This is a genomic window from Corallococcus sp. BB11-1 (assembly GCF_026626625.1).
In the GTDB taxonomy this organism is placed as follows: domain Bacteria; phylum Myxococcota; class Myxococcia; order Myxococcales; family Myxococcaceae; genus Corallococcus; species Corallococcus soli.
In genome coordinates, this window is sequence record NZ_JAPNJY010000001.1 from 754,392 (window position 1) to 776,744 (window position 22,353).

Consider the following 22,353-nt stretch of genomic DNA (forward strand, 5'->3'; position numbering starts at 1 on the left):
CCAGGATACGGAGCGTGGGGGGTAGCCCGGCGCAGGGTTGGGAGATTTCCCTGGATCCGGCCCTTCGTGATCGGCGGGGCCAGACCTTCCCGGCTGCTCGCAGTGCCGGCGGGCGTTACGGAGGGGGACACGCGGGCCCTGGCCATGTCAGCCTGCCGCGATAGTGAAGGGTAGGGCCGTGGAGCGCGGGGGGCCCGACCCCGCGGGTGGGCGGGCAGGGTGGGTGGGGACAGGCCATGAGGTGGGATGCAATGGGCGAGTCGCCCGGATGGGACAGCACGGTGGCGCGGGACGGTGGCGCGAACGGTCAGGCAGCTCGGGGTGGGCGGGGCTCCATCCTCGCCGTGGTGGCGGAGAAGCCGGCCGTGGCGCGCGACATCGCCCGGGTGCTGGGCGCCACCGAGCGCGGTGAAGGCTGCCTGCGCGGCAACGGCTACATCGTGACGTGGGCCCTGGGCCACCTGGTGGGCCTGGCCCAGCCACATGAAATCAAGCCCGAGTGGAAGCGCTGGCACCGCTCGCAGCTCCCCATGCTGCCGGAGGACTGGCCGCTGGTGGTGTCCCCACAGACGAAGGATCAATTCGAGGTGGTCCGCCGCGTGATGAACGCGCCGGAGGTGTCCACGGTGGTGTGCGCCACCGACGCGGGCCGCGAGGGCGAGCTCATCTTCCGCTACATCTACGACGCCGCCGGGTGTCGCAAGCCGGTGCGGCGGCTGTGGGTGTCCTCGCTCACCGAGCGCGCCATCCTCGAAGGCTTCCAGAAGCTGAAGGACGGCCGGGCCTACGCGCCGCTGGCCGACGCCGCCATGGGCCGCAGCCGGGCGGACTGGCTCGTCGGCATGAACCTGTCGCGCCTCTACACGCTCGCGAGCGGCACCTACGGGAGCATGCTGTCCGTGGGCCGTGTGCAGACGCCCACGCTGGCCATGGTGGTGGAGCGCGAGCTGGCCATCCGCGACTTCGTGCCCCGGGACTACCTGGAGCTGGTGGCCACCTTCGCGCCGCGCGGCAAGGGCGCGGCGCCCGGGACGCGCTACCAGGGGACGTGGTTCCGCTCGGGGCCGGACGGCAAGCCGGTGATTCCCCCGGGCTTCGACAGCGTGCGCGAGGCGCGGCGCCTGGACGTGGACGGCGTGGAGGCGGGGCGCATCATCGACCGCGTGAGGGGCGGGCTCGCGGCGGTGGAGTCGCTGGACGCGGAGACGAAGCGGATGCCGCCGCCGCTGCTCTACGACTTGACGGAGCTGCAGCGTCACGCCAACCGCCTCTTTGGCTTCAGCGCGCAGCGCACGCTGGAGGTGGCGCAGGCGCTCTATGAAAAGCACAAGCTGCTGAGCTATCCGCGCACCGCCAGCCGACACCTGTCGCAGTCGGTGGCGGACACGCTGCCGGAGGTGGTGCGCGCCATCCAGGCGCCCTACGCGGAGGACCTGGCGCCGGGCACGGGCGAGCGGCCCCTGGGCAAGCGCTACGTGGACGACGCGAAGGTGACGGACCACCACGCCATCATCCCCACGCCAACGCCCCCTTCCGGCGTGCGCCTGTCGCCGGACGAGCAGCGGCTCTATGACCTGGTGTGCCGGCGCGTGCTCCAGGCCTGGCACGAAGACCACGTCTGGAAGGTCACCACGGTCATCACCGCGGTGACGTCCAAGGGAGACACCGGGGCCGTGGTGGACCGCTTCCACAGCGCGGGCACGCAGGTGGAGCGCGTGGGGTGGAAGGTGCTGGACCTGGGCGGAGGGCAGAAGGCGCCGCGTCCCCGCGCGGAGGGCAAGAAGGGCGAGGACAAGGACCGGGACGACGAGCCGGACGACGAGCCCCAGGACCTGCCGCCAGGGCTCCTGCGCGGACAGGCGCAGACGGTGGAGGACGTGGAGGCGGTGAAGAAGCGCACGCGCCCGCCGCCGCGCTTCACGGACGCGACGCTCCTGACGGCGATGGAGTCCGCCGGGCGCACCCTGGATGAGAAGGAGCTGGCGGACGCCATGCGCGACACGGGGCTGGGCACGCCCGCCACGCGCGCGTCCATCATCGAGGTGCTGCTGGAGCGCGAGTACCTCATCCGCCAGGGCAAGCGGCTGGAGGCCACGGACAAGGGCATCCACCTCATCCAGGTGGTGCACCCGGACGTGAAGTCCCCCGTCATGACGGGCCAGTGGGAGGCGTGGCTCCAGCGCATCGAGCGCGGGCAGGGCGAGCTGGGCTCGTTCCTGAGCGGCATTGAAGCGTACGTGCGCGAGGTCGTGGGACAGGCGCCCGCGTCGCTGCCGCCGACCCCGGCGCAGTCCGGCGGTGTCCGGTCCCCTGCGTCCGGTGAAGGCGGCGTCCGGGGAGGCCCGCACCAGGACCCCGCCCGGCTGTCGTCGGAGGCGGGCCGCTTCGGCGGTGCTGCGTCCCACGGTGGAGGCGGAGGACCGGCTCCCGCGAACGGGCGCTTCGAGGCCTCCCGACAGCATCCCGCGCAGGCGCCCGCCGAAGGACTCTTCCGTGCCCGCGAAGCCCTGTCCGCCACGGGCGAGGCCTTGGCGCGCGGTGCCCAAGAGGCCCGCTCCGGTGCCGCGTGGGAGGGGGCGGGTCCCCAGGCCGCGACCTGGGGCTCCAGCGCGCCGCGCGACACCGTCGCCGGGTCACGCGCGGCGATGTCTCCGATTGCAGGCGAGTCCGGTGGCGCGTCCATGGACCCCCGCGCGGCGCCGCCGCGGGGGCAGGAACCTCCGCCCCGGATTCCGTCCGCGGAGGTGCGGACCGCGTTCGTGCAGGCGTCGTCCGAGGGCTTCGGCCGGGCCAAGCGTCAGCCCCAGGGCGTGAACATGGGAAGCGGGCGGCCGGAGCGGGTGCACCGCGCGCCCACGCCGCCGAACCAGCTCCGGGGCCTCTTGAAGGAGGCCTTCGGCTTCTCCGACTTCCGGCCGTACCAGGAAGAGGTGTGCCGCGCGGCCACGTCCGGCGAGGACCTGCTGCTGGTGATGCCCACGGGCGCGGGCAAGTCGCTGTGCTACCAGCTGCCGGGCCTGGCGCGGGCGGGGACGACGCTCGTCGTCAGTCCGCTCATCGCGCTGATGGAGGACCAGGTGCTGCGGCTCCAGTCGCTGGGGTTCGCGGCGGATCGCATCCACTCCGGCCGCGACCGGGCCGCCTCCCGGCAGGTGTGCGCCGAGTACCTGGAAGGCCGCCTGGACTTCCTCTTCATCGCGCCCGAGCGGCTGGGCGTCCCCGGCTTCGGTGAGTTCCTGGCCCGGCGCACCCCCTCGCTCATCGCCATCGACGAGGCGCACTGCATCTCTCAGTGGGGCCACGACTTCCGTCCGGACTACCGGCTGCTGGGCTCGCGCCTGCCGCTGCTGCGTCCGGCCCCGGTGGTGGCGCTCACCGCCACGGCGACGCCGGACGTGCAGCGCGACATCGTCCAGCAACTGGGGCTGCGCGGCTCCACGGGCGGCGCGGCGCACACCTTCATCCACGGCTTCCGCCGCACCAACATCGCCATCGAGGTGCGGGAGCTGAACCCGGGGGCGCGCGGCGAGGCCATCCTGTCGCTCCTGCGCGACCCGGCCCACCGGCCCGCCATCGTCTACGCCTCCACGCGCAAGCACGCGGAGCAGTACGCGGACCTGCTCTCCTCGGACTTCCACACCGCGCCGTACCACGCGGGCCTTCCCCCCGCGGACCGCGACCGCATCCAGGGGGCCTTCCTCAAGGGGCACCTGGAGGTCATCGTCGCCACGACGGCGTTCGGCATGGGCATCGACAAGGCGGACGTGCGCACCGTCATCCACGCGGCGCTGCCGGCCAGCCTGGAGGGCTACTACCAGGAGCTGGGGCGCGCGGGCCGCGACGGGAAGGACTCGCGCGCGGTGCTGCTGCACGCGTTCGTGGACCGGCGCACGCACGAGTTCTTCCACCGCCGCGACTACCCGGACCCCGCCGTGCTGGAGCGGCTGTACCAGGCCACGTCCAACGAGCTGGAGCCCAAGGGCTCCCTCCAGGCCCGCGTGCGCGGGGACCCGGAGGTGTTCGACAAGGCGCTCGAACAGCTGTGGATCCACGGCGGCGTGGAGATGACGCCGGACGAGGACGTGCGGCGCGGGCGCGCGGGCTGGGCGGTGCAGTACATCGCGCAGCGCGAGCGCAAGCAGCTCCACCTGGAGCAGATGGGGCGCTACGCGGAGGCGCACGGCTGCCGCATGCGGCACCTGGTCGCGCACTTCGGCGACCTGCAGGACTCCGGCGCGGCGTGCGGCCTGTGCGACGTGTGCGCCCCGGAGACGTGCGCGGTGGTGCGCTTCGAGGAGCCCTCGGCGGTGGAGGCCCACGCCCTGGGCCGCATCCTGGAGGCCCTGCATGCCCGCGACGGACAGGCCACCGGCCGGCTCCACCGGGAGCTGTTCGGCGACGCGCTCCACCGGCGCGACTTCGAGCGGCTCGTGGGCGGACTGGCGCGCTCCGGGCTGGTGCGCCTGGACTCGGACTCCTTCGACAAGGACGGACAGGTCATCCTGTTCCAGCGGCTGTCGCTGACGGACACGGGCCGCCGCGCGCGCGTCATCGCGCCCGGACAGGTGGTGCTCCCCCAGGCGCGCGAGGAGTCCCCCAAGAAGCGCCGGGGCCGGGCCTCCCCCGCGGCCTCGAAGCGGGCCCCTCGCAAGCGCGCGAGCACCGGGGCAGGGGCCGCCTCCACGGGACGGGGCAAGCGCGCCGCCAGCACGGGCACCCGGCGCGGCGCCGAACCGTGGCAGGCCCCGCGCGTGGACCGGGAGGGCGCGGACTTCACCCAGGAGTCCTTCCCCCCGGACGCGCCCGCCCCGGGCCGGAGCTGGAAGGCGCGCACCACGCCGGAGCCCTCCACGGGCTCCCGGGCGGCGTCCTGGAACGCGTCGCGGCAGGCGCCCGAGCCCGGCTTCGCCGCGCCTGAGGCCGCGCCCGCCCTGGTGGAGTCCCTGAAGGCCTGGCGGCTCACGGAGGCGCGCAAGCGCAAGGTGCCCGCCTTCCGCATCCTCACCGACCGCGTGCTGGACGCCATCGCCAGCGCCCGGCCCTCCAGCGGCGCGGAGCTCCTGTCCATCCACGGCGTGGGGCCCGCCCTCACCGAACGCTACGGCGCGCAGATCCTCTCGCTCGTGTCCCGCCGTCGCTAGGACGTCCGCCGCCGGACACCGGGACTCCCGGGCGCCATCCGGGGCACGCCCGGGGCCCTTCGCCGTACCGCGCAAGGGAACGTCAGGCCCGGCGTGGGCAGGACAGGCACCCGGGAGGGCGCGGAGCCACCTGACAAGGGAAAGCCTTTTCCTGGGTCGCAGGCGCGGAGGGCGGCCGGCCGGGCATGAAGGTTGTTTCCCAAGCTTGTAGGCGTAGGGGCGGGTGCCACCTTCTCACCCAACACGCGCATGGGCGACGTGGGGGTTTCAAGGGGGCGCGCAACGATGGAGCTGGGCTTCGAGACGATTGGGAACGCCACACTCATCTGTCACGACAACGGGCCGGTGCTGGTGACCGACCCCTGGACGGACGGCACGGCGTACTTCGGCAGCTGGACGCTGTCGCACGAGATTCCGGAAGAGCAGCGCCAGGCCATCCGTGACTGCGCCTACGTGTGGCTCTCCCACGGCCACCCCGACCACCTGAGCATGGAGTCGCTGGAGAAGCTGCGCGAGCGCACCCTGCTGGTGCCCAACCACGTGGGCCACCGCATGCGGGACGACCTGCGCGAGGCGGGCTTCCGCGTCCAGGTGCTGGCGGACCGCGAGTGGACGCGGCTGTCCCCGCGCATCCGCGTGCTGTGCCTGCCGGACGTGAACCAGGACGCGGTGCTGCTGGTGGAGGTGGGCGGCCGGCTCATCGTCAACCTCAACGACTCCGGGGACCGCGGCCAGGGCCGCTTCGTGCGCCGGGTCATCAAGGAATACGACGAGACCTTCCTGCTGGCCCTGTCCGGCTACGGCGACGCGGACATGATGAACTTCTTCACCGAGGACGGGAAGCGCATCCTCCCGTACGCGGCGGCGAAGACGCCCGTGGGGCAGACCATCGCGCGGCAGGCGGAGACGTACGGGGTGCGCTACTTCGTCCCCTTCAGCTCCATGCACAAGTACCAGCGCGCCGACAGCCTCTGGGCCGCTGAGTACACCACCACGCTGCCCGACTACGCCCGGGGCTTCAGCTCCAACACCTGCCAGATGCTCCCGGCCTTCCTGCGCCACGACTTCACCAACGACTCCTCCGTCTCCATCAACCCCAGGGAGCGCACCCTCACGCCGGTGGACCCCAGGGAGTACGGTGACGACTGGAGCGAGTGCCTGGAGCCGGACGAGGTGAAGCAGCTGGAGCAGTACTTCCGCGCCGTCGAACACCTGGGCACGGTGATGGACTTCCTGCGCTTCCGCGTGGGCGGCAGGGAGCACGTCATCGAATTCAACAAGCGCCGCTTCGAAAAGGGCATCACCTTCGAAGCGCCCCGGGGCTCGCTGATGACCGCCGTGAAGTACCAGGTGTTCGACGACCTGCTCATCGGCAACTTCATGAAGACCACCATCCACGGCGGCTTCGGCAAGGGCAGCCTCTATCCGGACTTCAGCCCCTACGTGGCCAAGTACGCGGACAACGGCAAGGCCCGCACGGAGGCGGAGCTGCGCAACTACTTCCACGAGTACAAGAGCCGCGACATGGTGGGCTACTTGCGCCACCAACTGGATGCCCACTGCGTGCGACCCCTCCAGACCCAGTCCGCGGAGCTGCTGCGCACCCTGCTGCCCGCTGACTCCAGCGCCTTCCGCATGGCCAAGGAGACCTATTGGAAGGTGCGCCGCGCCATCCTCTAGGAGCTCAAAGAGAAGCAAGAAGGCTGACCGGAAGCAGGACACCCCCCTGTCTTCTTCCCGGACGCAGTGAACAGGGGATGGAAAGCCCAGTGCTTCAGGGCACTTGGTCAAGGGAACGTCACGAAGGGTGACAACGGAGACGCGGGGGCGTGGAGTGAAGTCACTCCAGCTATCCCGCGTTTTCGGATTTTCTCCCCCTGAGAGGGTTTGTCGGGAACTTGGCCCGACAGTTGCTCAATGGGCCGGCACGCAGCTGTCGCGGCTGGCGGAGATGCCAGGCGGTGGCGGCGCAATCCCCCGTAGGACAGAGGAAGAGTTCCCAATGCTCAAGTTCCGCTCTGTTGCGATGCTGGCCGGTGTTTCGCTGCTCGGTGCCGCCTGTGGTGGTCCCGAGTCCCAGCAGGAAGCCGAAGTGACGCCGTCGTGGGAGGAGTTCAGGGCGAGCGCCGTGCGTGAGCCGTGGGAGGGCGGGAAGATCATCGTCAACGGCGACGAGGCGCTGGAGTCCGAGGAGGAGCTGGCGGCCTACTTCCACAACGTCGTGGAGGCCAAGCTGGGCCAGTCGCAGGACGGTCTCGCCGTGTACTACATCGGCGGCGACATCAAGTGGAACGCCACGCAGAAGATGAACCTGACGTACTGCATCAGCAACAACTTCGGCGCCAACAAGACGAAGATGGTCAACGCGATGGCGAGCGCGACGGCGGCCTGGGAGGCCACGGCGAACGTCAACTTCACGTACCTGTCCCAGTACGACGCGTCCTGCACCGCGAGCCAGACCGGCGTGCTGTTCGACGTGCGCCCGGTGAGCGGCCAGTCCTACGTGGCGCGCGCGTTCTTCCCGAACTCCAGCCGCTCCGGCCGCAACGTGCTCGTGAACAGCAGCGCGTTCACCAGCACGGGCGCGTGGTCCCTGACGGGCGTCATCCGTCACGAGCTGGGCCACACGCTGGGCTTCCGCCACGAGCACACCCGCTCCACCGCGTCCGGCTGCTACGAGGACTCCCAGTGGCGCGCGCTGACCTCCACCTACGACCGCGCCTCGGTCATGCACTACCCCCAGTGCAACGGCACCCAGACGGGCGACCTCGTGCTGACCACCCTGGACAAGCAGGGCGCCCGCGCGCTGTACCCGTGAGCGACGTGACGTGCTGAATTCGCGCGGGTGATGCCGCGCGCACGGGACCGGTGGGAGCCTCTTCGCTCTCGTCGGTCCCGCGTTCGTTTCCGGCCGGGCCCGCTTCAGCCGTGGAGGGTCGGGCTGTCCACGTCCAGTTCGCGCTCGAAGAAGACGAGCAGCTTGCCGCTGCCGCGCTCAATGATCTCCAGGCACTCCAGCGCGCCGCTGTCCGAGTCCACCTCCGCGCTGATGCGCTCCGGTTCGAGGACGCGGTGGGTGATGGCGTCGTCGTCGTGGCCCACGATGATCTGCACCGCGCCGGTGTCGCTGCCCTTCAGCTCCAGGGAGATCTCCACCAGCGGCAGGCTCCGGGCGATGTCCTGGTCACCGGTCTGCTCGCTGAGGGACTCCAGGGTGACGCGTTGGGTGCGGGTGCTGGGCTGGGCGCGGACGATGGACTCCACGCGCACGCGCTCGTTGCGCACCCGCCGGCTGATGTCGGCGAGGTAGCTCGCCCACTGGTCCCTGGGAATTTCCTTGCTGGTGTGTGCCATGAAGCCGCCTCCGCGCGCTGTCGTGTGCCTCAACCGTAAGGCCTGTGACGCGCGGATGAAGGACGGGCCCGACTGACCGTCGCGTCGGGGGCCCCCCGGACCGGGCCCCGCCGTGTCGGCTGCCCCCGACGGTGGGGAGGGGCGCTCAGTCGCGCAGGGCGTGCACGGCGTCGTCCTTGAGCACCAGGCGCACGGTGGCGGCGCGGCCGTGCCCGAAGTGCTCGTAGGCGGCCGCCTCCAGCACGGGGGCCAGCGCGGTGCGCAGGCCGCGCGCGCCCGTCTCGCGCTTGATGGCGCGGGCGACGATCCAATCGCGCACCTCCGGCGTCACGGTGAGCTGGAGGCCCTCGTGCTCGAACTCGCGCTCCCAGGTGCGCAGCACGTTGTTCTGGAGGATGTCGCCCAGGGTGGCCGCGTCCAGCGGGGCGAAGGACACCAGCCGGTTGAAGCGACCGATGAGCTCCGGGATGAAGCCGTAGCGGGAGAACGCGGTGGTGTTCTCCAGGTGCTCCTCGGTGATGCGCGTGGCGATGGACTCCGCGTCGCGGGTGCCGCCCTTGCCGGGGTCCCGCCCGAAGCCCACGCGCTCCACGTGGGTCATGTTCAGGGCGGTGCCCTGGAAACCGCTGAACGCGCCGCAGGCGATGAAGGTGAGGCAGGACAGGTCCAGCGTCTCCGCGCGGATGCGGCTGGTGAAGCCGAAGTCCGGGGGGAAGGTGGAACTGGACGCGGAGAGCAGGTGCAGCAGGCTGCGCTGGACGCCGAAGCCGCTGACGTCCTTGGTGGTCTGTTGACCAGAGAAGCGGCTGTCGGAGCGGCTGGTGGCCAGCTTGTCGAACTCGTCCATGCAGATGACGCCGCAGGCGGCCCACTCCGCGTCGCGGTCCGCGGCCTCGTAGAGGCGGGACAGCAGGCTGCTCACGTCATCGCCGATGTAGCCCGTCTCGGAGAACTGGGTGGCGTCCGCGAGCACGGTGGGCACGCCGAGGATTTCGCGGAACATCAGCTCCACGAGGAACGTCTTGCCGGAGCCGGTGGGGCCCAGGAAGAGGGCGTTCTCGCGGGTGCCGGGCTCCGGCTCCAGGCCCTCCAGGTACAGGCGGCGGATGCGGCGCAGGTGGCGGTAGGCGATGACGGCGGCGGCGCGGCGGGCCTCGGGCTGGCCCCGGTAGCCCAGGTCCCCCAGGCGCGCGTCGATGTCCTGGGGCGACAGCACCTCCAGGGCGGCCACGCGCTCCTGGACGGGCGGGCCTTCGGGGAAGGGGGTGGGTTCGGCGCCGGGGCGGGGGGGCATCTTCGGTGGACTCCAGGACAGGGCGGCGTGCGACGGACGCCCCATCATCCCGGGAGGGCCCGGGGGCCACAAGCCACCCGGGCAGGGCGCGATGCGCGTCCCGCCGCTACCGGATGTCGAGGATGCGGCCCTGGCCGTCGATGAGGTAGGTCGCGCCCGCGTCCATCACGACGATGTCGGGATGCAGACCGCAGCGATCCAGGTTGGCTGCGAAGCTGACGAGGTACAGGTCGTCGCTGACCTTGTTGATGCGGACGTCCATGACGTCGCGGCGGTTGAAGCAGCGCACGAGCGGTTCGTAGTCGCCGGAGGATTTCACTCCGGGGGGCATGAAGTCAGCGAGCGCGACCTGGAGCGCCGCCAGGGTGGGACCATCCAGGGTGGTGGTGGCAACGAATGTCTTGGGGTCGGGGTCCCGGATGCGCTCCCCGACCTCCTTGGGAATTCGCTCTGGACGCTCGTACTTGTAATAACCAAAGTAGCTGCACCCCTGCACCAGTCCGCAGAACGCAATCCCGACGAGGGCCGCAGCCAGTCTCCGCATGCGCCTGAGTTCGGTCATGGCGTCCAGTCCTGTCCTGCATGGAGTTCGATGTTGCCCTCGTCGTCGAGAACCGCGCCGATGGGGACCCAGGCTCCTTCGCGGAGCGCACTCACGACGCGTGCGGCATAGTTGTATTGGTAGGCGCGGCACTGGCCCGCCTTCTCCCGGTAGAAGAGCAGCAGCTCCCGGTCGAGCACCTTGCCGGTTCGTGAATCAGCGATCCGGGTGGGAAACCACCGGCGCTTTTCGCCCAGGTCCTTCTGGGAGAAGCGCCGATTGTGGGGATGGCTGTGACCCCTCCCCAGGATGATGGCGTCCAGGTGCTGGGGATCATCCAGGTCGGTGGGAACCAGGCATGACTTTGTCTGACCCTTGTAGCTGCCCTGAATGTCAGACAGATGGCTGAGGTAGAACGCGTCCTCCGCGCTCGAGAAGTAGATCAACGCGCAGTACTCAATCCCGTACTCACCTGACGACGCACCCGGTTGCCGGGTGATGAGTTCACAGGCGTTCCCAGCGAGCTCCGCCGTGGATTTGAAGGGGCCCGCAAGAGGTCCGGTCACCTGGATGCGTCCATCCGGCAGCACACGCACCCGGACATCGGGGTTCGGCGTGGAGCAGCCCACCATCACGGCGAGCAATCCCAACCACACCAGGCGGCAGCTTCGCTGAATCCCCATGGTCGATGTCTTGGCTGGAAAGCTCGCTCCCGGGGATTGTTCACTATCATGTCAATTCATGCAATTCAAGGAAGTGTAATTAAAGCCGACAGACTTGAAATAGGGTAGAGAAGGACCCGCCACGGGGCAAGCAGGCATTCACCGGGTGCGGATACTACCTCCAGGGTCGTGCGCTTCCAACAGGATGTAGCGGATGCCCTGTCGCTGCCGATCCGCCTGGAGGGCCTGCGGCCCTCCGTCCGCCGGTCCGCACTCGCGGGCTCCCAGAGGTCGGCCCGTGAACACCGGTGCCCCGGGCCGCCAAGGGATGCTCCCCGGACCCGCGCGTGCGCATTAACAGGGGCACCCATGGCTCAATCGACTGAATCACGTTCCCTTGCGCCGCGGCTGGGTGCCTGGGTGGAGGATGGACCCGCGGTGCGCTGGCGCGTCTGGGCTCCCGGCCACAAGCAGGTGGAGGCGGTGCTGTACGACGCGGAGGACCGCGTCCTGCGCACGCTGCCGCTCACCCCGGAAGCGGAGGGTTGCTTCGGCGGCGCGCTGCCCGGACAGGGCGCCGGCCTGCGCTACAAGCTCCGCCTGGATGGCGGCGACCCGTTCCCCGACCCGTGGTCGCGCTCCCAGCCTGCGGGGGTGCACGGCCCGTCCGAGGTCGTCGTCGCCGACCATGGGTGGACGGACCTGCACTGGAAGGGGCCGGATCCGAAGTCGCTGGTCATCTACGAGGTGCACGTGGGCACCGCCACGCCGGAGGGCACCTTCGAGGCGTTCATCCCCAAGCTCGGGCACCTGCGGGAGCTGGGCGTGAACACGCTGGAGCTGCTGCCCGTGGCCAGCTTCCCCGGCGCCCGCAACTGGGGCTACGACGGCGTGGACCTCTTCGCGCCCCAGGCCACCTACGGCGGGCCGAAGGGGCTGCGAAGGCTCATCGACGCGGCGCACGCGCACGGCATCGCGGTGCTCATCGACGCCGTCTACAACCACTTCGGGCCGGACGGGAACTACCTGGGCGCGTACTCGCCCCACTACTTCACGAAGAAGCACCACACGCCCTGGGGCGACGCGGTGAACTACGACAGCGAGGGCAGCCCCTTCGTGCGCTCGCTCGTGCTGTCCAACGTGGAGATGTGGATCCGCGACTACCACGCGGACGGCCTGCGCCTGGACGCCGCGCACGCGCTGGTGGATGACGGCCAGCCGCACCTGCTCGCCGAAATCGTCGAGCGCGCCCACGCCGCTGGCAACGGCCGCCGCGTCGTCGTCTTCGCGGAGGACGAGCGCAACGAGCGCAAGCTCGTCACACCCGTGAAGGACGGCGGCTACGGCCTGGACGGCGTCTGGGCGGATGACCTGCACCACCAGCTGCGCCGCGCCTTCGCGGGCGACCACGAGGGCTACTACCAGGACTACACCGGCAGCGCGGAGGACATCGCCACCACGCTGCGCCAGGGCTGGTTCTACCAGGGCCAGAAGTCCCAGAACCTGGGCCACGCGCGCGGCACGTCGTCAGAAGGGTTGGCGCCGTGGCACTTCGTCCACTGCATCCAGAACCATGACCAGGTGGGCAACCGGCCCTTCGGCAACCGCCTGTCGGAGGACGTGTCCCCGGCCGCCTACCGCGCCATGAGCACGCTGCTGCTCCTGTCGCCGTTCACCCCGCTGCTCTTCATGGGCCAGGAGTGGAACGCGAGCACGCCGTTCCTCTACTTCACCGACCACAACGCGGAGCTGGGCAAGCTCGTCACGGAAGGCCGCCGCAAGGAGTTCTCCGGCTTCTCGCGCTTCAAGGGTGAACAGGTGCCGGACCCCCAGGACCGCGACACCTTCACCCGCTCCACGCTGGACTGGAGCGAGCCGGAGAACCCCAGGCACGCGGGTGTACACGCGCTCTACAAGGAACTGCTGCGCCTGCGCGCCACGGAGCCCGTGCTGTCCAACCGCCAGGGCACCGGCGCCCACGACGCCCGCGCCCTGGGGCCGGACGCCTTCGTGCTGGAGCGCCGCGCGGAGGGCGACACGCTGCTCGTCATCGTGAACCTCCGGGGCTCGCTGGTGCACGCGCTGCCGCCGCAAGCGAGCGCGGGCATCGTGCTGTGGAGCGAGTCGCCGCGCTTCGGTGGCGCCGTGGAGGCATCACCGCTGACGGGCAACGTCGTGCGCCTGGAGGGCCCCTCGGCCGCGGTGGTGAGGCTGCGCGAGTAGCAGACCCGGACCCGGCGTCACACGCTCGCACGCAACGCGAGACCTGAATCCACGCACGGCCCGTCACCCCGGAAGAGGGGCAGACGGGCCGTGGTGTTTCAGGGGCTGAAACATCCCTGTCTGGGAATGGACCGGGCGGAGGGCCGGTAGTGGGGCTCGCCACACCGCGCAGGACGCATCGCGCGCCGTCCGGGAGTCCCTTGGAGTCTGCCTGCTCCCGGCAGGGCGGACGGCACCGACGCCAGCAGGTCCACGTGCCGCGAGCGCTCGCGCGACGTCACCGGTCCGGCCGCTTCCGCCGGGCCCTGAAGACGTGCGTCCCTTCGCGGCCCAGTCGTGAGGAAGCACCTTGTCCCAAACGCATGGGTTGAAGGCATCCCGGGGGGGATGGAAGCGTCATGTCGCGAGCACGGGCGCGCTCGCGTTGCTCGTGTCCGCGGGTCCCGCGCTCGCCGCGTCGGGCTTCACCGCCGTCACCGCCAGCGGCGATGACGGCAACCGGCCGTCCGCCACCGTCGACGGCAACCTCGCCACGCGCTGGTCCAGCCTGGGGGTGGGGCAGTGGCTCCGGGGAGACCTGGGCGCCGTGAAGTCGCTGTCCGCCGTGGACATCGCCTGGCACGAAGGAAACAGGCGCGTGAACACGTTCGTCCTCGCCACGTCCACCGACGGCGCCACCTGGACGACGGCCGTCTCCACGAAGTCGTCCGGCACCACCGCGAACTTCGAGCGCTACACCTTCGCCACGCGCACCGCCCGCTATGTGCGCGTGACGGTCAACGGCAACTCGCTCAACGCCTGGGCCAGCATCGCCGAGTGGGCCGCCATCACCGGCGACCTGCCCGCGCCCGTGGGCCGGGACCGCTTCGGCGTCACCATGCTCTACCCGTCGAAGGCGGGCGGGGAGGCGTGGACGCTGGCGGACAACGCCACGTCGGACCGGCGGTTCAACCCGCAGGACACCCTCACCCGCAACAGCGACGGCTCCTGGAAGGTGAGGGACTCGCAGGTGCGGCTGAGCGTCTTCACGTCCACCGGCTACGACGACAACAAGATCCCCACCTACGACCGGGACGTGCTCGCGAGCCGGGGCTACATGCAGGCCGCGAACGACTGGAAGAACGTGGAGATGACCGGCTTCGTGAAGCTCAACAGCGCGTCCGTCGCATCCGACAACTTCGACTGGTACGCCCGGGGCGGCAAGCACAACAACGACCACTCCGGCTGTGAGGGCAGCAGCTACAAGGCCGGCCTCCACTACGACGGCCGCGCGCGCTGGCAGAAGGAGACCTGGCATGTCTCCTACGAGCAGACGCCCTACAAGGCCGCCACCTCCGCGCTCAAGGGCCGCTGGGTGGGCTTCAAGTCGGTGATGCGCAACGTCACCGTCAGCGGCAGGACGGCCGTGAAGCTGGAGATGTACGTCAACGAGAACGCGGACAGGGTGACGTGGAAGAAGGTCTATGACCACACCGACGCGGGCGCGTGGGGCGGCGACGCGCAGCACTGCGGCGGCGCCACCGGGCCCATGCCCATCACCTGGGGCGGCCCCATCGCGGTGTTCCGCTGGGACAACGCGAACGACGTGGACTTCAAGTGGCTGAGTGTCCGTGAAATCCAGCCATAAGTGGTGAGGCAGACCCCTCGGGAAACCCGGACTCCGCGCGGCCTGACGCAAGACGGCAGGCCGCGCGCCCGGCGACCGGGGGGCCGGGTGGGGCTTTCCATCGACAGGGGGCGCCGGGGTGGGCAGCATGGCGCCGCCATGAACGTCGACCAAGCCCTCGCCTCGTCCGAGCGCATCTGGGAGCAGGAAATCCTGCCCGCGCTGGAGCGCTACATCCGCATCCCCAACAAGTCGCCCGCCTTCGACCCGGACTGGGTGAAGTCCGGGCACATGGAGCAGGCCGTCCAGCTCATCTCCGACTGGTGCCGCGCGCAGGCCGCGCACCTGCCGGGGCTGACGGTGGAGGTGGTGCGGCTGAAGACGCCGGACGGCAAGGAGCGCACCCCCGTCATCTACATGGAAGTCCCCGGCACGCGCGGCGAGGACACCGTCCTGCTGTACGGGCACCTGGACAAGCAGCCGGAGATGACCGGCTGGCGCGAGGGCCTGACGCCGTGGACCCCCGTGCGCGAGGGCGACAAGCTCTACGGGCGCGGTGGCGCGGACGACGGCTATTCGGCGTTCGCGTCGCTGTCCGCGCTGCGGCTGCTCAAGGAGCAGGGCGTGCCGCACGCGCGCTGCGCGGTCCTCATCGAGGCGTGCGAGGAGTCCGGCAGCTACGACCTGCCCGCGTACATCGAAGCGCTGGCGCCGCGCATCGGCAAGCCGTCGCTGGTGGTGTGCCTGGACTCGGGCTGCGCGAACTATGATCAGCTCTGGATGACCACCAGCCTGCGCGGCATGGTCGCCGGCAACCTGCGCGTGGACATCCTCACGGAGGGCGTGCACTCCGGTGACGCGACGGGCGTGGTGGCGTCGTCCATGCGCATCCTGCGGCAGCTGCTGTCGCGCGTGGAGGACGAGCAGACGGGCCACATCAAGGTGGACGCGCTGCACACGCAGATTCCAGAGGGCCGGCGCGAACAGGCGAAGGCGGCGGCCCAGACGCTGGGCGACGAGCTGTACACCAAGTTCCCCTGGGTGGAGGGCTCCGGCCCGGTGACGAAGGACGGCGAGGAGCTGGTGCTCAACCGCACCTGGCGTCCGGCGCTGGCGCTGACGGGCGTGGAGGGCATGCCGGCGCTCGCCAGCGCGGGCAACGTGCTGCGCCCCTTCACCACGCTGAAGCTGTCCATGCGGATTCCGCCGCGCGTGGACCCCAAGGTCGCGGCGAAGGCGCTGAAGGACGTGCTGGAGAAGGATCCGCCGTACGGCGCGAAGGTGACGTTCGACGGGGACAAGGCGAGCGTGGGCTGGGACGCGCCGCCCCTGGCCGGCTGGCTGTCGCGCGCGGTGGAGTCCGCGTCCAAGTCCTGCTTCGGCAAGCCCGCCATGGCGATGGGCGAGGGCGGCACCATCCCCTTCATGGGCATGCTGGGCGAGCGCTTCCCGGAGGCGCAGTTCCTCATCACCGGCCTGCTGGGGCCGGGCAGCAACGCGCACGGGCCCAACGAGTTCCTGCACATCCCCACCGGCAAGAAGCTCACCGCCGGCGTGGCCAGCGTCATCGCGGAGCACTTCAAGCGGTAGCGCGCTTCCGGGACGGGGCCTGCGCGGGCCCCGTCTTCCGGAAGGAACCGACGTCCAAGGAAGGCCTCATGCCGAGCACGCCCCGCAGGGCCCCCCAGGTCCGAGCGCAGCCCCTCATCGCGGTCCGCGACGTCGCCGCGAGCAGCCGCTGGTACCAGGCGCTCCTCGGCTGCGAGGGCACCCACGGCGGCGACGAGTACGACATGCTCGTCAGCAACGGCGACCCCGTGCTGCAACTGCATGCCTGGGACCTGGAGGAGCACCCGAACCTGATGGGGCCGGACTCGGCGCCGCACGGGCACGGGGTCCTCCTCTGGTTCGAGACCACGGACTTCGAGGCGTCGGTCCAGGCGGCGCAGGGATTGAAGCTGGCGTGGGTGGAAGCGCCCCACGAGAACCGCAACTCGCGCCGCTGGGAGTTCTGGGTCCGGGACCCGGACGGCTACGTCGTCATCGTGGCGGCGGAGTCACGCCGGAAGGCCTGAGCGCGGGCATCGCCGGCGCGCGGAGCCTCAACGCCCGGTCTTGATGCCCAGCGACGACGAGGACGGCGGCTTCTTGGGCGTGTTCGGCGTCCGCGCCGTCCGGCGCTGCATCGCCACCGCCACCGTGGGCGCGTCCGCCGCGGACACCTGCCGCGTCACCGGCTCATACCCGTTGAGCGCGAGCGTCACCGCCACCGACGGCTCTCCGGGCACCAGCGGCAGGGCCACGGGCGTGGTGCCGCGCTCCTCGCCCGCCACCTGCACCGTGGCGCCCGGCGGCTCGCTCGTCACCAGCAGGCGCACCGGCTGGGGCGGGAGGTCCTCCGGAGGGGTGGGACGCGCGGGAGTCTCCGGCGTGCGCCCCTGGGGTGCCTCCGGCGTCTGGGTGACCGTCGCGACGGGCGCCTGGGGGACGGCCGTCTCCGCGCCGCGCAGCCACACCACCGCCGCGCCGCTCAACACCAACGCCACGCCGCCCGCCACGTACGGCAGCCACGCGCGCCGCTTCTGGACGACCGGGGCCAGGGCCGCGGTGCCGCGCGTGGCCTCCGGCCCCACGCGCGTGGGCGGACGGGACGGAGGCCCCACCAGCTTCGACGCGCGCGACGACGCGAGCCCCCGCGCGCCCGACGTGGGCATGCCATTGCGCGAGGAGTTGGACTGCGAATCCAGGTCCGCGTCCTCGGCCAGCTGGTCCAGCTTGGACGGGTCGGACTCCGCGGCGATGCGCTCCGCGTACAGGTCCCGCAGGTACGCGGCCAGGTGCGCGCTGCTGGAGGGCAGCCGCAGGTTGAGCGCGTAGTCCTCCAGCGCCAGCCGGAACGCGGCGCAGTCCGGGTAGCGGCCCTGCGGCGTGGGCGCGAGCGCCTTGAGCAGCACCTCATCCAGGCCGGGCGGCAGCTTCGGGTTGAGCTGCGACGGCGGCGGAATCTGGCAGTCGCGCACCAGCCGCAGCGTCATCAGGTCCGTGTCGCCCTTGAAGAGGCGCTTGCCGGTGAGCAGCTCCCACATCACCACGCCCAGCGCGAACTGGTCGCTGCGGCCGTCCACCGGCTGGCCGTTGGCCTGCTCCGGGGACATGTACGGGTACTTGCCCTTGAGCACGCCCGTCGCCGTCTGCTGCCCGCTGGTGGCCGCCTTCGCCACGCCGAAGTCGATGACCTTCACGCCGCCGTCGAAGCCGACGAGCACGTTCTGCGGAGACACGTCCCGGTGCACCAACTGGAGCGGCTGGCCCTGACCGTCGCGCGCGCCGTGCGCGTACGACAGGCCCGCCGCCGCGTCCGCGATGATGCGCACCACCAGCCCCACCGGCAGCGGCTTGTCCTGCTTGCGCGAGAAGCGGTCCAGCCGCCGCACGTCCTCGCCCTGCACGTACTCCATCGCCAGGCAGTGACGGCCTTCAATCTCCGTCAGGTCCAGGATGGTGATGAGGTTCGGGTGCGACAGGCGCGCGACGAGCCGCGCCTCCTCCAGGAACATGTCCAGGAACTCTTCGTCCTCGGCGAGGTGCGGGAGGATGAGCTTGAGCACGACCAACCGCTCGAAGCCCGTCCCGTGCTCCTGCGCCAGGAACACCTGTCCCATGCCGCCCGAGGCGATTTTTTTCAGCAGCTCATATTTCCCGAACGCGACCGCCATGAGGTGAGCAGAGGATATCGCTCTTTCTCACCGGGCAGGAAACAGCCGATTTCCAAAAAGACAGGGAGCCTGTGCGGCGGGGAGGGGCTCGCCTCCCTACCCGTGGAGGTGGCAGGCAGGCGGCAGGCGCCGGAGGCCCGGTGCCTCAGGCCTTCATCTTGTAGCCGGAGCGCAGCACGCCGTACGTGACGCCGGTGGCGACCGCGGCGGTGGCCGCGAGGATGGCGCCTCCCACGAACGGCGAGAACGGGCTGCTGCCCAGCATCCCGTAGCGCAGGCCCTCCACCATGTAGACCATGGGGTTGAAGAGGCTGACCTGGCTCCAGGGCGAGGGCAGCTCGCGCACGGAGTAGAAGACGCCGCCCAGGAACGTGAGCGGAAGCATCACGAACGTGGGGAAGAAGTTGATCTGTTCAAACTTCTCCGCCCACACGGCGGCGAGCATGCCCAGCACGCTGAACACGTAGCTGGACAGCAACAGGAAGTAGAGCGTCGCCAGCGGGTGCTCCAGGCTGAAGCCGGAGAACACGGAGGCGACGACCCACGTGAGCAGGCCCACCACGAGGCCGCGAATCATCGCCCCGCCGACGAAGCCCACCATCAGCTCGCCGGGCCCCAGGGGGGCGACGAGCAGGTCCACCACGGTGCCCTGGATCTTGGTGATGAACAGCGAGGAGCTGCTGTTGAGGAACGCGTTGTTCGCGATGCCGAGGAACACCAGCCCGGGCACGATGAAGTGCAGGTACGGGTGGCCCTCCACCTCGTGCACGCGGCCGGAGATCGAATAGCCAAAGACGATGAAGTACAGCGTGGTGCTGATGAGGGGCGACAGGACGGTCTGGCCCGGCACGCGCATGAAGCGCCGGACCTCCTTCGCGAACAGCGTCTGCATCCCGAGGACGTTCATGGGGTGTGGGGCGGGTCTTCCAGAAAGGGCGGGGGTGTCAGGCGGCCTGCATGGGGCGGCCGCGGAGGATTTCGATGAGCACGTCTTCCAGGCGGGGGCGGCGCGTCTCCACCTCGGAGATGGGCAGTCCGTCGGCGTAGAGCGAGCGGAGCAGCTCCCCAGACGGGGCGCAGTTCTCGCGCTCCACGTAGGTGAGCGTACGGCCGTCCGGGGACAGGCTCGCGGAGAAGCGCTGGCCGGCGGGGGGCAGGGCAGGCAGCTTCTCGGAGAAGGTGACGACCAACCGCTTCTCCCCGAAGCGGCGCAGGATGGTGTCCTTGTCCTCCACCATGAGCAGGCGGCCCTCGTTGATGATGCCCACGCGGTCCGCCAGCTCCTCCGCCTCTTCCAGGTAATGGGTGGTGAGGACGATGGTGGTGCCCTCGCTGGCGATCTTGCGGACGTACGTCCACAGGTCGCGGCGCAGCTCCACGTCCACGCCCGCGGTGGGCTCATCCAGGAACACGAGCCGGGGCCGGTGCACCAGGGCCTTGGCGATGAGCAGCCGGCGCTTCATGCCGCCGGACAGGGCGCGCGTGAGCGAGTCCTTCTTGGACTGGAGGTTCAGGGCGGTGAGGACCTCGTCCACGCGCGCGTCGTCGCGCTTCTGGCCGTAGAAGCCCTGCTGGATGCGCAGCGACTCCGCGACGGAGAAGAACGGGTCGAAGTTGATCTCCTGCGGGACCAGGCCCACCTGGTAGCGGGGCCCCACGGGGTCCTGGTCCAGGTCCTTGCCGAAGACGCGCATGGTGCCGGCGGACTTCTTCACCAGGCCGCACACGCTGCCGATGAGGGTCGTCTTGCCGGCGCCGTTGGGGCCCAGGAGGGCGAAGATCTCCCCGGGCCGGATGCTGAGGTCCACGGCGTGCAGGGCGGTGAAGTTTCCGTAGCGTTTGGAGAGGCCCTGCAGCTCCAGGGCGGGCGTCGTCGGCACGGGCTCGGACATGGCGGGCTTCCTCTAACACCTTCACGCCGGGTTCGCTGCCCAAGCGGCCGGCCGTCCCGGGGCCCCGTCCGCGTGACGCAGCCCGTCCAGCGGGACACGGGGAGTGCGTTCACGCCTTGAGCCGGATGGGGCTCCCTGCTATCCGCTCAGGCCCGCTCACGCTTCGGCATGACACCCAGGAGGCCGCCATGGCCCAGAATTTCATCTTCACGATGCAGGACCTGCGCAAGGTCAAGAACAGCAAGGAGATCCTCAAGGGGATCTACCTGTCGTTCTTCCCTGGCGCCAAGATTGGCGTGATTGGCCCCAACGGCTCCGGCAAGTCCACGCTCCTGCGCATCATGGCGGGGGTGGACAAGGAGTTCTTCGGCGTGGCGCAGCCGGACCCCACGGTGAAGGTGGGCTACCTGGAGCAGGAGCCGCAGCTCAACACCTCCCTGGACGTGAAGGGGAACGTGGAGCTGGGCCTGAAGGAGATCCGCCAGGCGCTGGACCGCTTCAATGAGGTGAGCGCGAAGTTCGCGGAGCCCATGAGCGACGCGGAGATGGAGAAGCTGCTCGCCGAGCAGGGGAGGCTCCAGGACGCCATCGACGCGTCGAACGGCTGGGAGCTGGACCGCACGCTGGAGATGGCGATGGACGCCCTGCGCCTGCCCCCGGGCGACGCGGACGTGACGAAGCTGTCCGGCGGTGAGAAGCGCCGCGTGGCGCTCTGCCGCATCCTCCTGGAGAAGCCGGACCTGCTGCTGCTGGACGAGCCCACCAACCACCTGGACGCGGAGAGCGTCGCGTGGCTGGAGCAGGCGCTGAAGGCATACACGGGGACCATCGTGTGCATCACGCACGACCGGTACTTCCTGGACAACGTGGCGGAGTGGATTCTGGAGCTGGACCGGGGCGAGGGCGTGCCCTGGAAGGGCAACTACTCCAGTTGGCTGGACCAGAAGCAGAAGCGGCTGGAGCTGGAGGAGAAGTCGGAGAGCCACCGTCAGAAGACGCTCAAGCGCGAGCTGGAGTGGGTGCGGGCGTCTCCGAAGGCGCGTCAGGCGAAGAGCAAGGCGCGCATCGCCGCGTACGAGGAGCTGTTCAACCAGTCGCAGCAGAAGCGGGACGTGACGGGCGAAGTGATGATCCCGCCGGGTCCGCCGCTGGGCGGGCTGGTGGTGGAGGCGAAGGGGCTGCGCAAGGCATACGGCGAGCGGCTGCTCATCGACGAGCTGAACTTCAAGCTGCCGCCCGGCGGCATCGTGGGAGTGATCGGGCCCAACGGCGCGGGCAAGACGACGCTGTTCCGGATGATGACGGGCGTGGAGAAGCCGGATGCGGGCGAGCTGAAGATTGGCGAGACGGTGGTGATGGCCTACGTGGACCAGAGCCGCGACGCGCTGAACGGCGAGCAGTCGGTGTTCCAGGAGGTGAGCGGCGGGTTGGACCTCATCGACCTGGGCAAGGCGGGCACGGTGCCCAGCCGCGCGTACCTGGCGGGCTTCGCGTTCAAGGGGACGGATCAGCAGAAGCGGGTGAAGGACCTGTCCGGCGGCGAGCGCAACCGGCTGCACCTGGCGAAGATGCTCAAGAGCGGCGGCAACCTGCTGCTGCTCGACGAGCCGACGAACGACCTGGACGTGGAGACGCTGCGGAGCCTGGAGGACGCGCTGCTCAGCTTCGCGGGCTGCGCGGTGGTCATCAGCCACGACCGCTGGTTCCTGGACCGCATCGCCACGCACATCCTCGCGTTCGAGGGCGACAGCAAGGCGTTCTTCTTCGAGGGCAACTTCGAGGACTACGAAGCGGACAAGAAGAAGCGCCTGGGCCCGGACGCGCTGGAGCCGCACCGCATCCGCTACCGGCCGCTGCAGAAGAACTGAGACGGTGGTTCAGGCTCCGCCCTGGTTTGACTGGGGCGGAGTCGTAGGGCGGAGGA

At 70.3% G+C, this 22,353-nt stretch carries 15 protein-coding genes; 8 read left to right on the forward strand and 7 right to left on the reverse strand.

Annotated features, from left to right (window positions below; all coding sequences use genetic code 11):
* The first annotated feature begins 236 nt into the window (after nt 1-236).
* The 3 genes from OV207_RS03230 (at nt 237) to OV207_RS03240 (ending at nt 7,959) form a co-directional block, all read left to right on the forward strand.
* Nucleotides 237-5,141 (forward strand): DNA topoisomerase 3, encoded by a 4,905-nt coding sequence (locus tag OV207_RS03230; RefSeq protein WP_267552494.1) that lies wholly within the window; start codon nt 237-239, stop codon nt 5,139-5,141.
* 285 nt (nt 5,142-5,426) lie between these two features.
* Nucleotides 5,427-6,821: an MBL fold metallo-hydrolase gene (locus OV207_RS03235; protein ID WP_193346329.1), complete on the forward strand. Its 1,395-nt coding sequence runs from the start codon at nt 5,427-5,429 to the stop codon at nt 6,819-6,821.
* A gap of 322 nt (nt 6,822-7,143) precedes the next feature.
* Nucleotides 7,144-7,959, forward strand: coding sequence for a M57 family metalloprotease (locus tag OV207_RS03240; protein ID WP_267552496.1), 816 nt, complete (start codon nt 7,144-7,146; stop codon nt 7,957-7,959).
* Between the two features lie 104 nt (nt 7,960-8,063).
* Here OV207_RS03240 and OV207_RS03245 read toward each other — a convergent pair whose 3' ends face one another.
* From OV207_RS03245 to OV207_RS03260, 4 genes are all read right to left on the reverse strand, one after another.
* A complete protein-coding gene (locus OV207_RS03245; protein ID WP_193346331.1) occupies nt 8,064-8,495 on the reverse strand; it encodes a DUF5335 family protein in 432 nt (143 codons plus the stop codon).
* A 145-nt stretch (nt 8,496-8,640) separates the two neighbouring features.
* Entirely contained in the window at nt 8,641-9,789 is a 1,149-nt protein-coding gene (locus OV207_RS03250; protein WP_193346332.1) for an AAA family ATPase, read from the reverse strand.
* Nucleotides 9,790-9,895: 106 nt separating this feature from the next.
* Nucleotides 9,896-10,351: a hypothetical protein gene (locus OV207_RS03255; RefSeq protein ID WP_193346333.1), complete on the reverse strand. Its 456-nt coding sequence runs from the start codon at nt 10,349-10,351 to the stop codon at nt 9,896-9,898.
* Nucleotides 10,348-11,013 (reverse strand): hypothetical protein, encoded by a 666-nt coding sequence (locus OV207_RS03260; protein WP_227026703.1) that lies wholly within the window; start codon nt 11,011-11,013, stop codon nt 10,348-10,350. The genes OV207_RS03255 and OV207_RS03260 overlap by 4 nt, the downstream gene beginning before the upstream one ends.
* Nucleotides 11,014-11,430: 417 nt before the next feature.
* Between OV207_RS03260 and treZ the strand changes: the two genes are divergently transcribed.
* The 4 genes from treZ to OV207_RS03280 all read left to right on the forward strand — a co-directional run bounded on the left by treZ (nt 11,431) and on the right by OV207_RS03280 (nt 16,896).
* Nucleotides 11,431-13,215: a malto-oligosyltrehalose trehalohydrolase gene (treZ, locus tag OV207_RS03265; protein ID WP_415835699.1), complete on the forward strand. Its 1,785-nt coding sequence runs from the start codon at nt 11,431-11,433 to the stop codon at nt 13,213-13,215.
* A 349-nt stretch (nt 13,216-13,564) separates the two neighbouring features.
* On the forward strand, nt 13,565-14,842 hold the full coding sequence (locus OV207_RS03270; protein WP_267552501.1) for a discoidin domain-containing protein: 1,278 nt from the start codon (nt 13,565-13,567) through the stop codon (nt 14,840-14,842).
* A gap of 138 nt (nt 14,843-14,980) precedes the next feature.
* Nucleotides 14,981-16,411 (forward strand): M20 family metallopeptidase, encoded by a 1,431-nt coding sequence (locus OV207_RS03275; RefSeq protein ID WP_267552503.1) that lies wholly within the window; start codon nt 14,981-14,983, stop codon nt 16,409-16,411.
* A 68-nt stretch (nt 16,412-16,479) separates the two neighbouring features.
* Nucleotides 16,480-16,896, forward strand: coding sequence for a VOC family protein (locus OV207_RS03280; RefSeq protein WP_267552505.1), 417 nt, complete (start codon nt 16,480-16,482; stop codon nt 16,894-16,896).
* A 27-nt stretch (nt 16,897-16,923) separates the two neighbouring features.
* On the opposite strand, the gene OV207_RS03285 is transcribed toward OV207_RS03280, so the two are convergent.
* From OV207_RS03285 to OV207_RS03295, 3 genes are all read right to left on the reverse strand, one after another.
* Nucleotides 16,924-18,537, reverse strand: coding sequence for a serine/threonine protein kinase (locus OV207_RS03285; protein ID WP_267552507.1), 1,614 nt, complete (start codon nt 18,535-18,537; stop codon nt 16,924-16,926).
* 145 nt (nt 18,538-18,682) lie between these two features.
* On the reverse strand, nt 18,683-19,444 hold the full coding sequence (locus tag OV207_RS03290; RefSeq protein WP_193346339.1) for an ABC transporter permease: 762 nt from the start codon (nt 19,442-19,444) through the stop codon (nt 18,683-18,685).
* A gap of 37 nt (nt 19,445-19,481) precedes the next feature.
* Nucleotides 19,482-20,429, reverse strand: a complete 948-nt coding sequence (locus OV207_RS03295) for an ABC transporter ATP-binding protein (protein WP_193346340.1) — start codon at nt 20,427-20,429, stop codon at nt 19,482-19,484.
* 188 nt (nt 20,430-20,617) lie between these two features.
* Between OV207_RS03295 and ettA the strand changes: the two genes are divergently transcribed.
* Entirely contained in the window at nt 20,618-22,297 is a 1,680-nt protein-coding gene (gene ettA / locus OV207_RS03300; protein WP_267552510.1) for an energy-dependent translational throttle protein EttA, read from the forward strand.
* Nucleotides 22,298-22,353 lie beyond the last annotated feature (56 nt).

Excerpts from the sequence above, each read along its gene's own strand:
- OV207_RS03280 (WP_267552505.1), top strand. The coding sequence starts at position 16,480 with ATGCCGAGCACGCCCCGCAGGGCCCCCCAGGTCCGAGCGCAGCCCCTC.
- OV207_RS03290 (WP_193346339.1), bottom strand. The coding sequence starts at position 19,444 with ATGAACGTCCTCGGGATGCAGACGCTGTTCGCGAAGGAGGTCCGGCGC.
- OV207_RS03295 (WP_193346340.1), bottom strand. The coding sequence starts at position 20,429 with ATGTCCGAGCCCGTGCCGACGACGCCCGCCCTGGAGCTGCAGGGCCTC.
- OV207_RS03255 (WP_193346333.1), bottom strand. The coding sequence starts at position 10,351 with ATGACCGAACTCAGGCGCATGCGGAGACTGGCTGCGGCCCTCGTCGGG.
- OV207_RS03285 (WP_267552507.1), bottom strand. The coding sequence starts at position 18,537 with ATGGCGGTCGCGTTCGGGAAATATGAGCTGCTGAAAAAAATCGCCTCG.
- OV207_RS03275 (WP_267552503.1), top strand. The coding sequence starts at position 14,981 with ATGAACGTCGACCAAGCCCTCGCCTCGTCCGAGCGCATCTGGGAGCAG.
- OV207_RS03260 (WP_227026703.1), bottom strand. The coding sequence starts at position 11,013 with ATGGGGATTCAGCGAAGCTGCCGCCTGGTGTGGTTGGGATTGCTCGCC.
- OV207_RS03250 (WP_193346332.1), bottom strand. The coding sequence starts at position 9,789 with ATGCCCCCCCGCCCCGGCGCCGAACCCACCCCCTTCCCCGAAGGCCCG.
- OV207_RS03235 (WP_193346329.1), top strand. The coding sequence starts at position 5,427 with ATGGAGCTGGGCTTCGAGACGATTGGGAACGCCACACTCATCTGTCAC.
- ettA (WP_267552510.1), top strand. The coding sequence starts at position 20,618 with ATGGCCCAGAATTTCATCTTCACGATGCAGGACCTGCGCAAGGTCAAG.
- OV207_RS03245 (WP_193346331.1), bottom strand. The coding sequence starts at position 8,495 with ATGGCACACACCAGCAAGGAAATTCCCAGGGACCAGTGGGCGAGCTAC.
- OV207_RS03230 (WP_267552494.1), top strand. The coding sequence starts at position 237 with ATGAGGTGGGATGCAATGGGCGAGTCGCCCGGATGGGACAGCACGGTG.
- OV207_RS03240 (WP_267552496.1), top strand. The coding sequence starts at position 7,144 with ATGCTCAAGTTCCGCTCTGTTGCGATGCTGGCCGGTGTTTCGCTGCTC.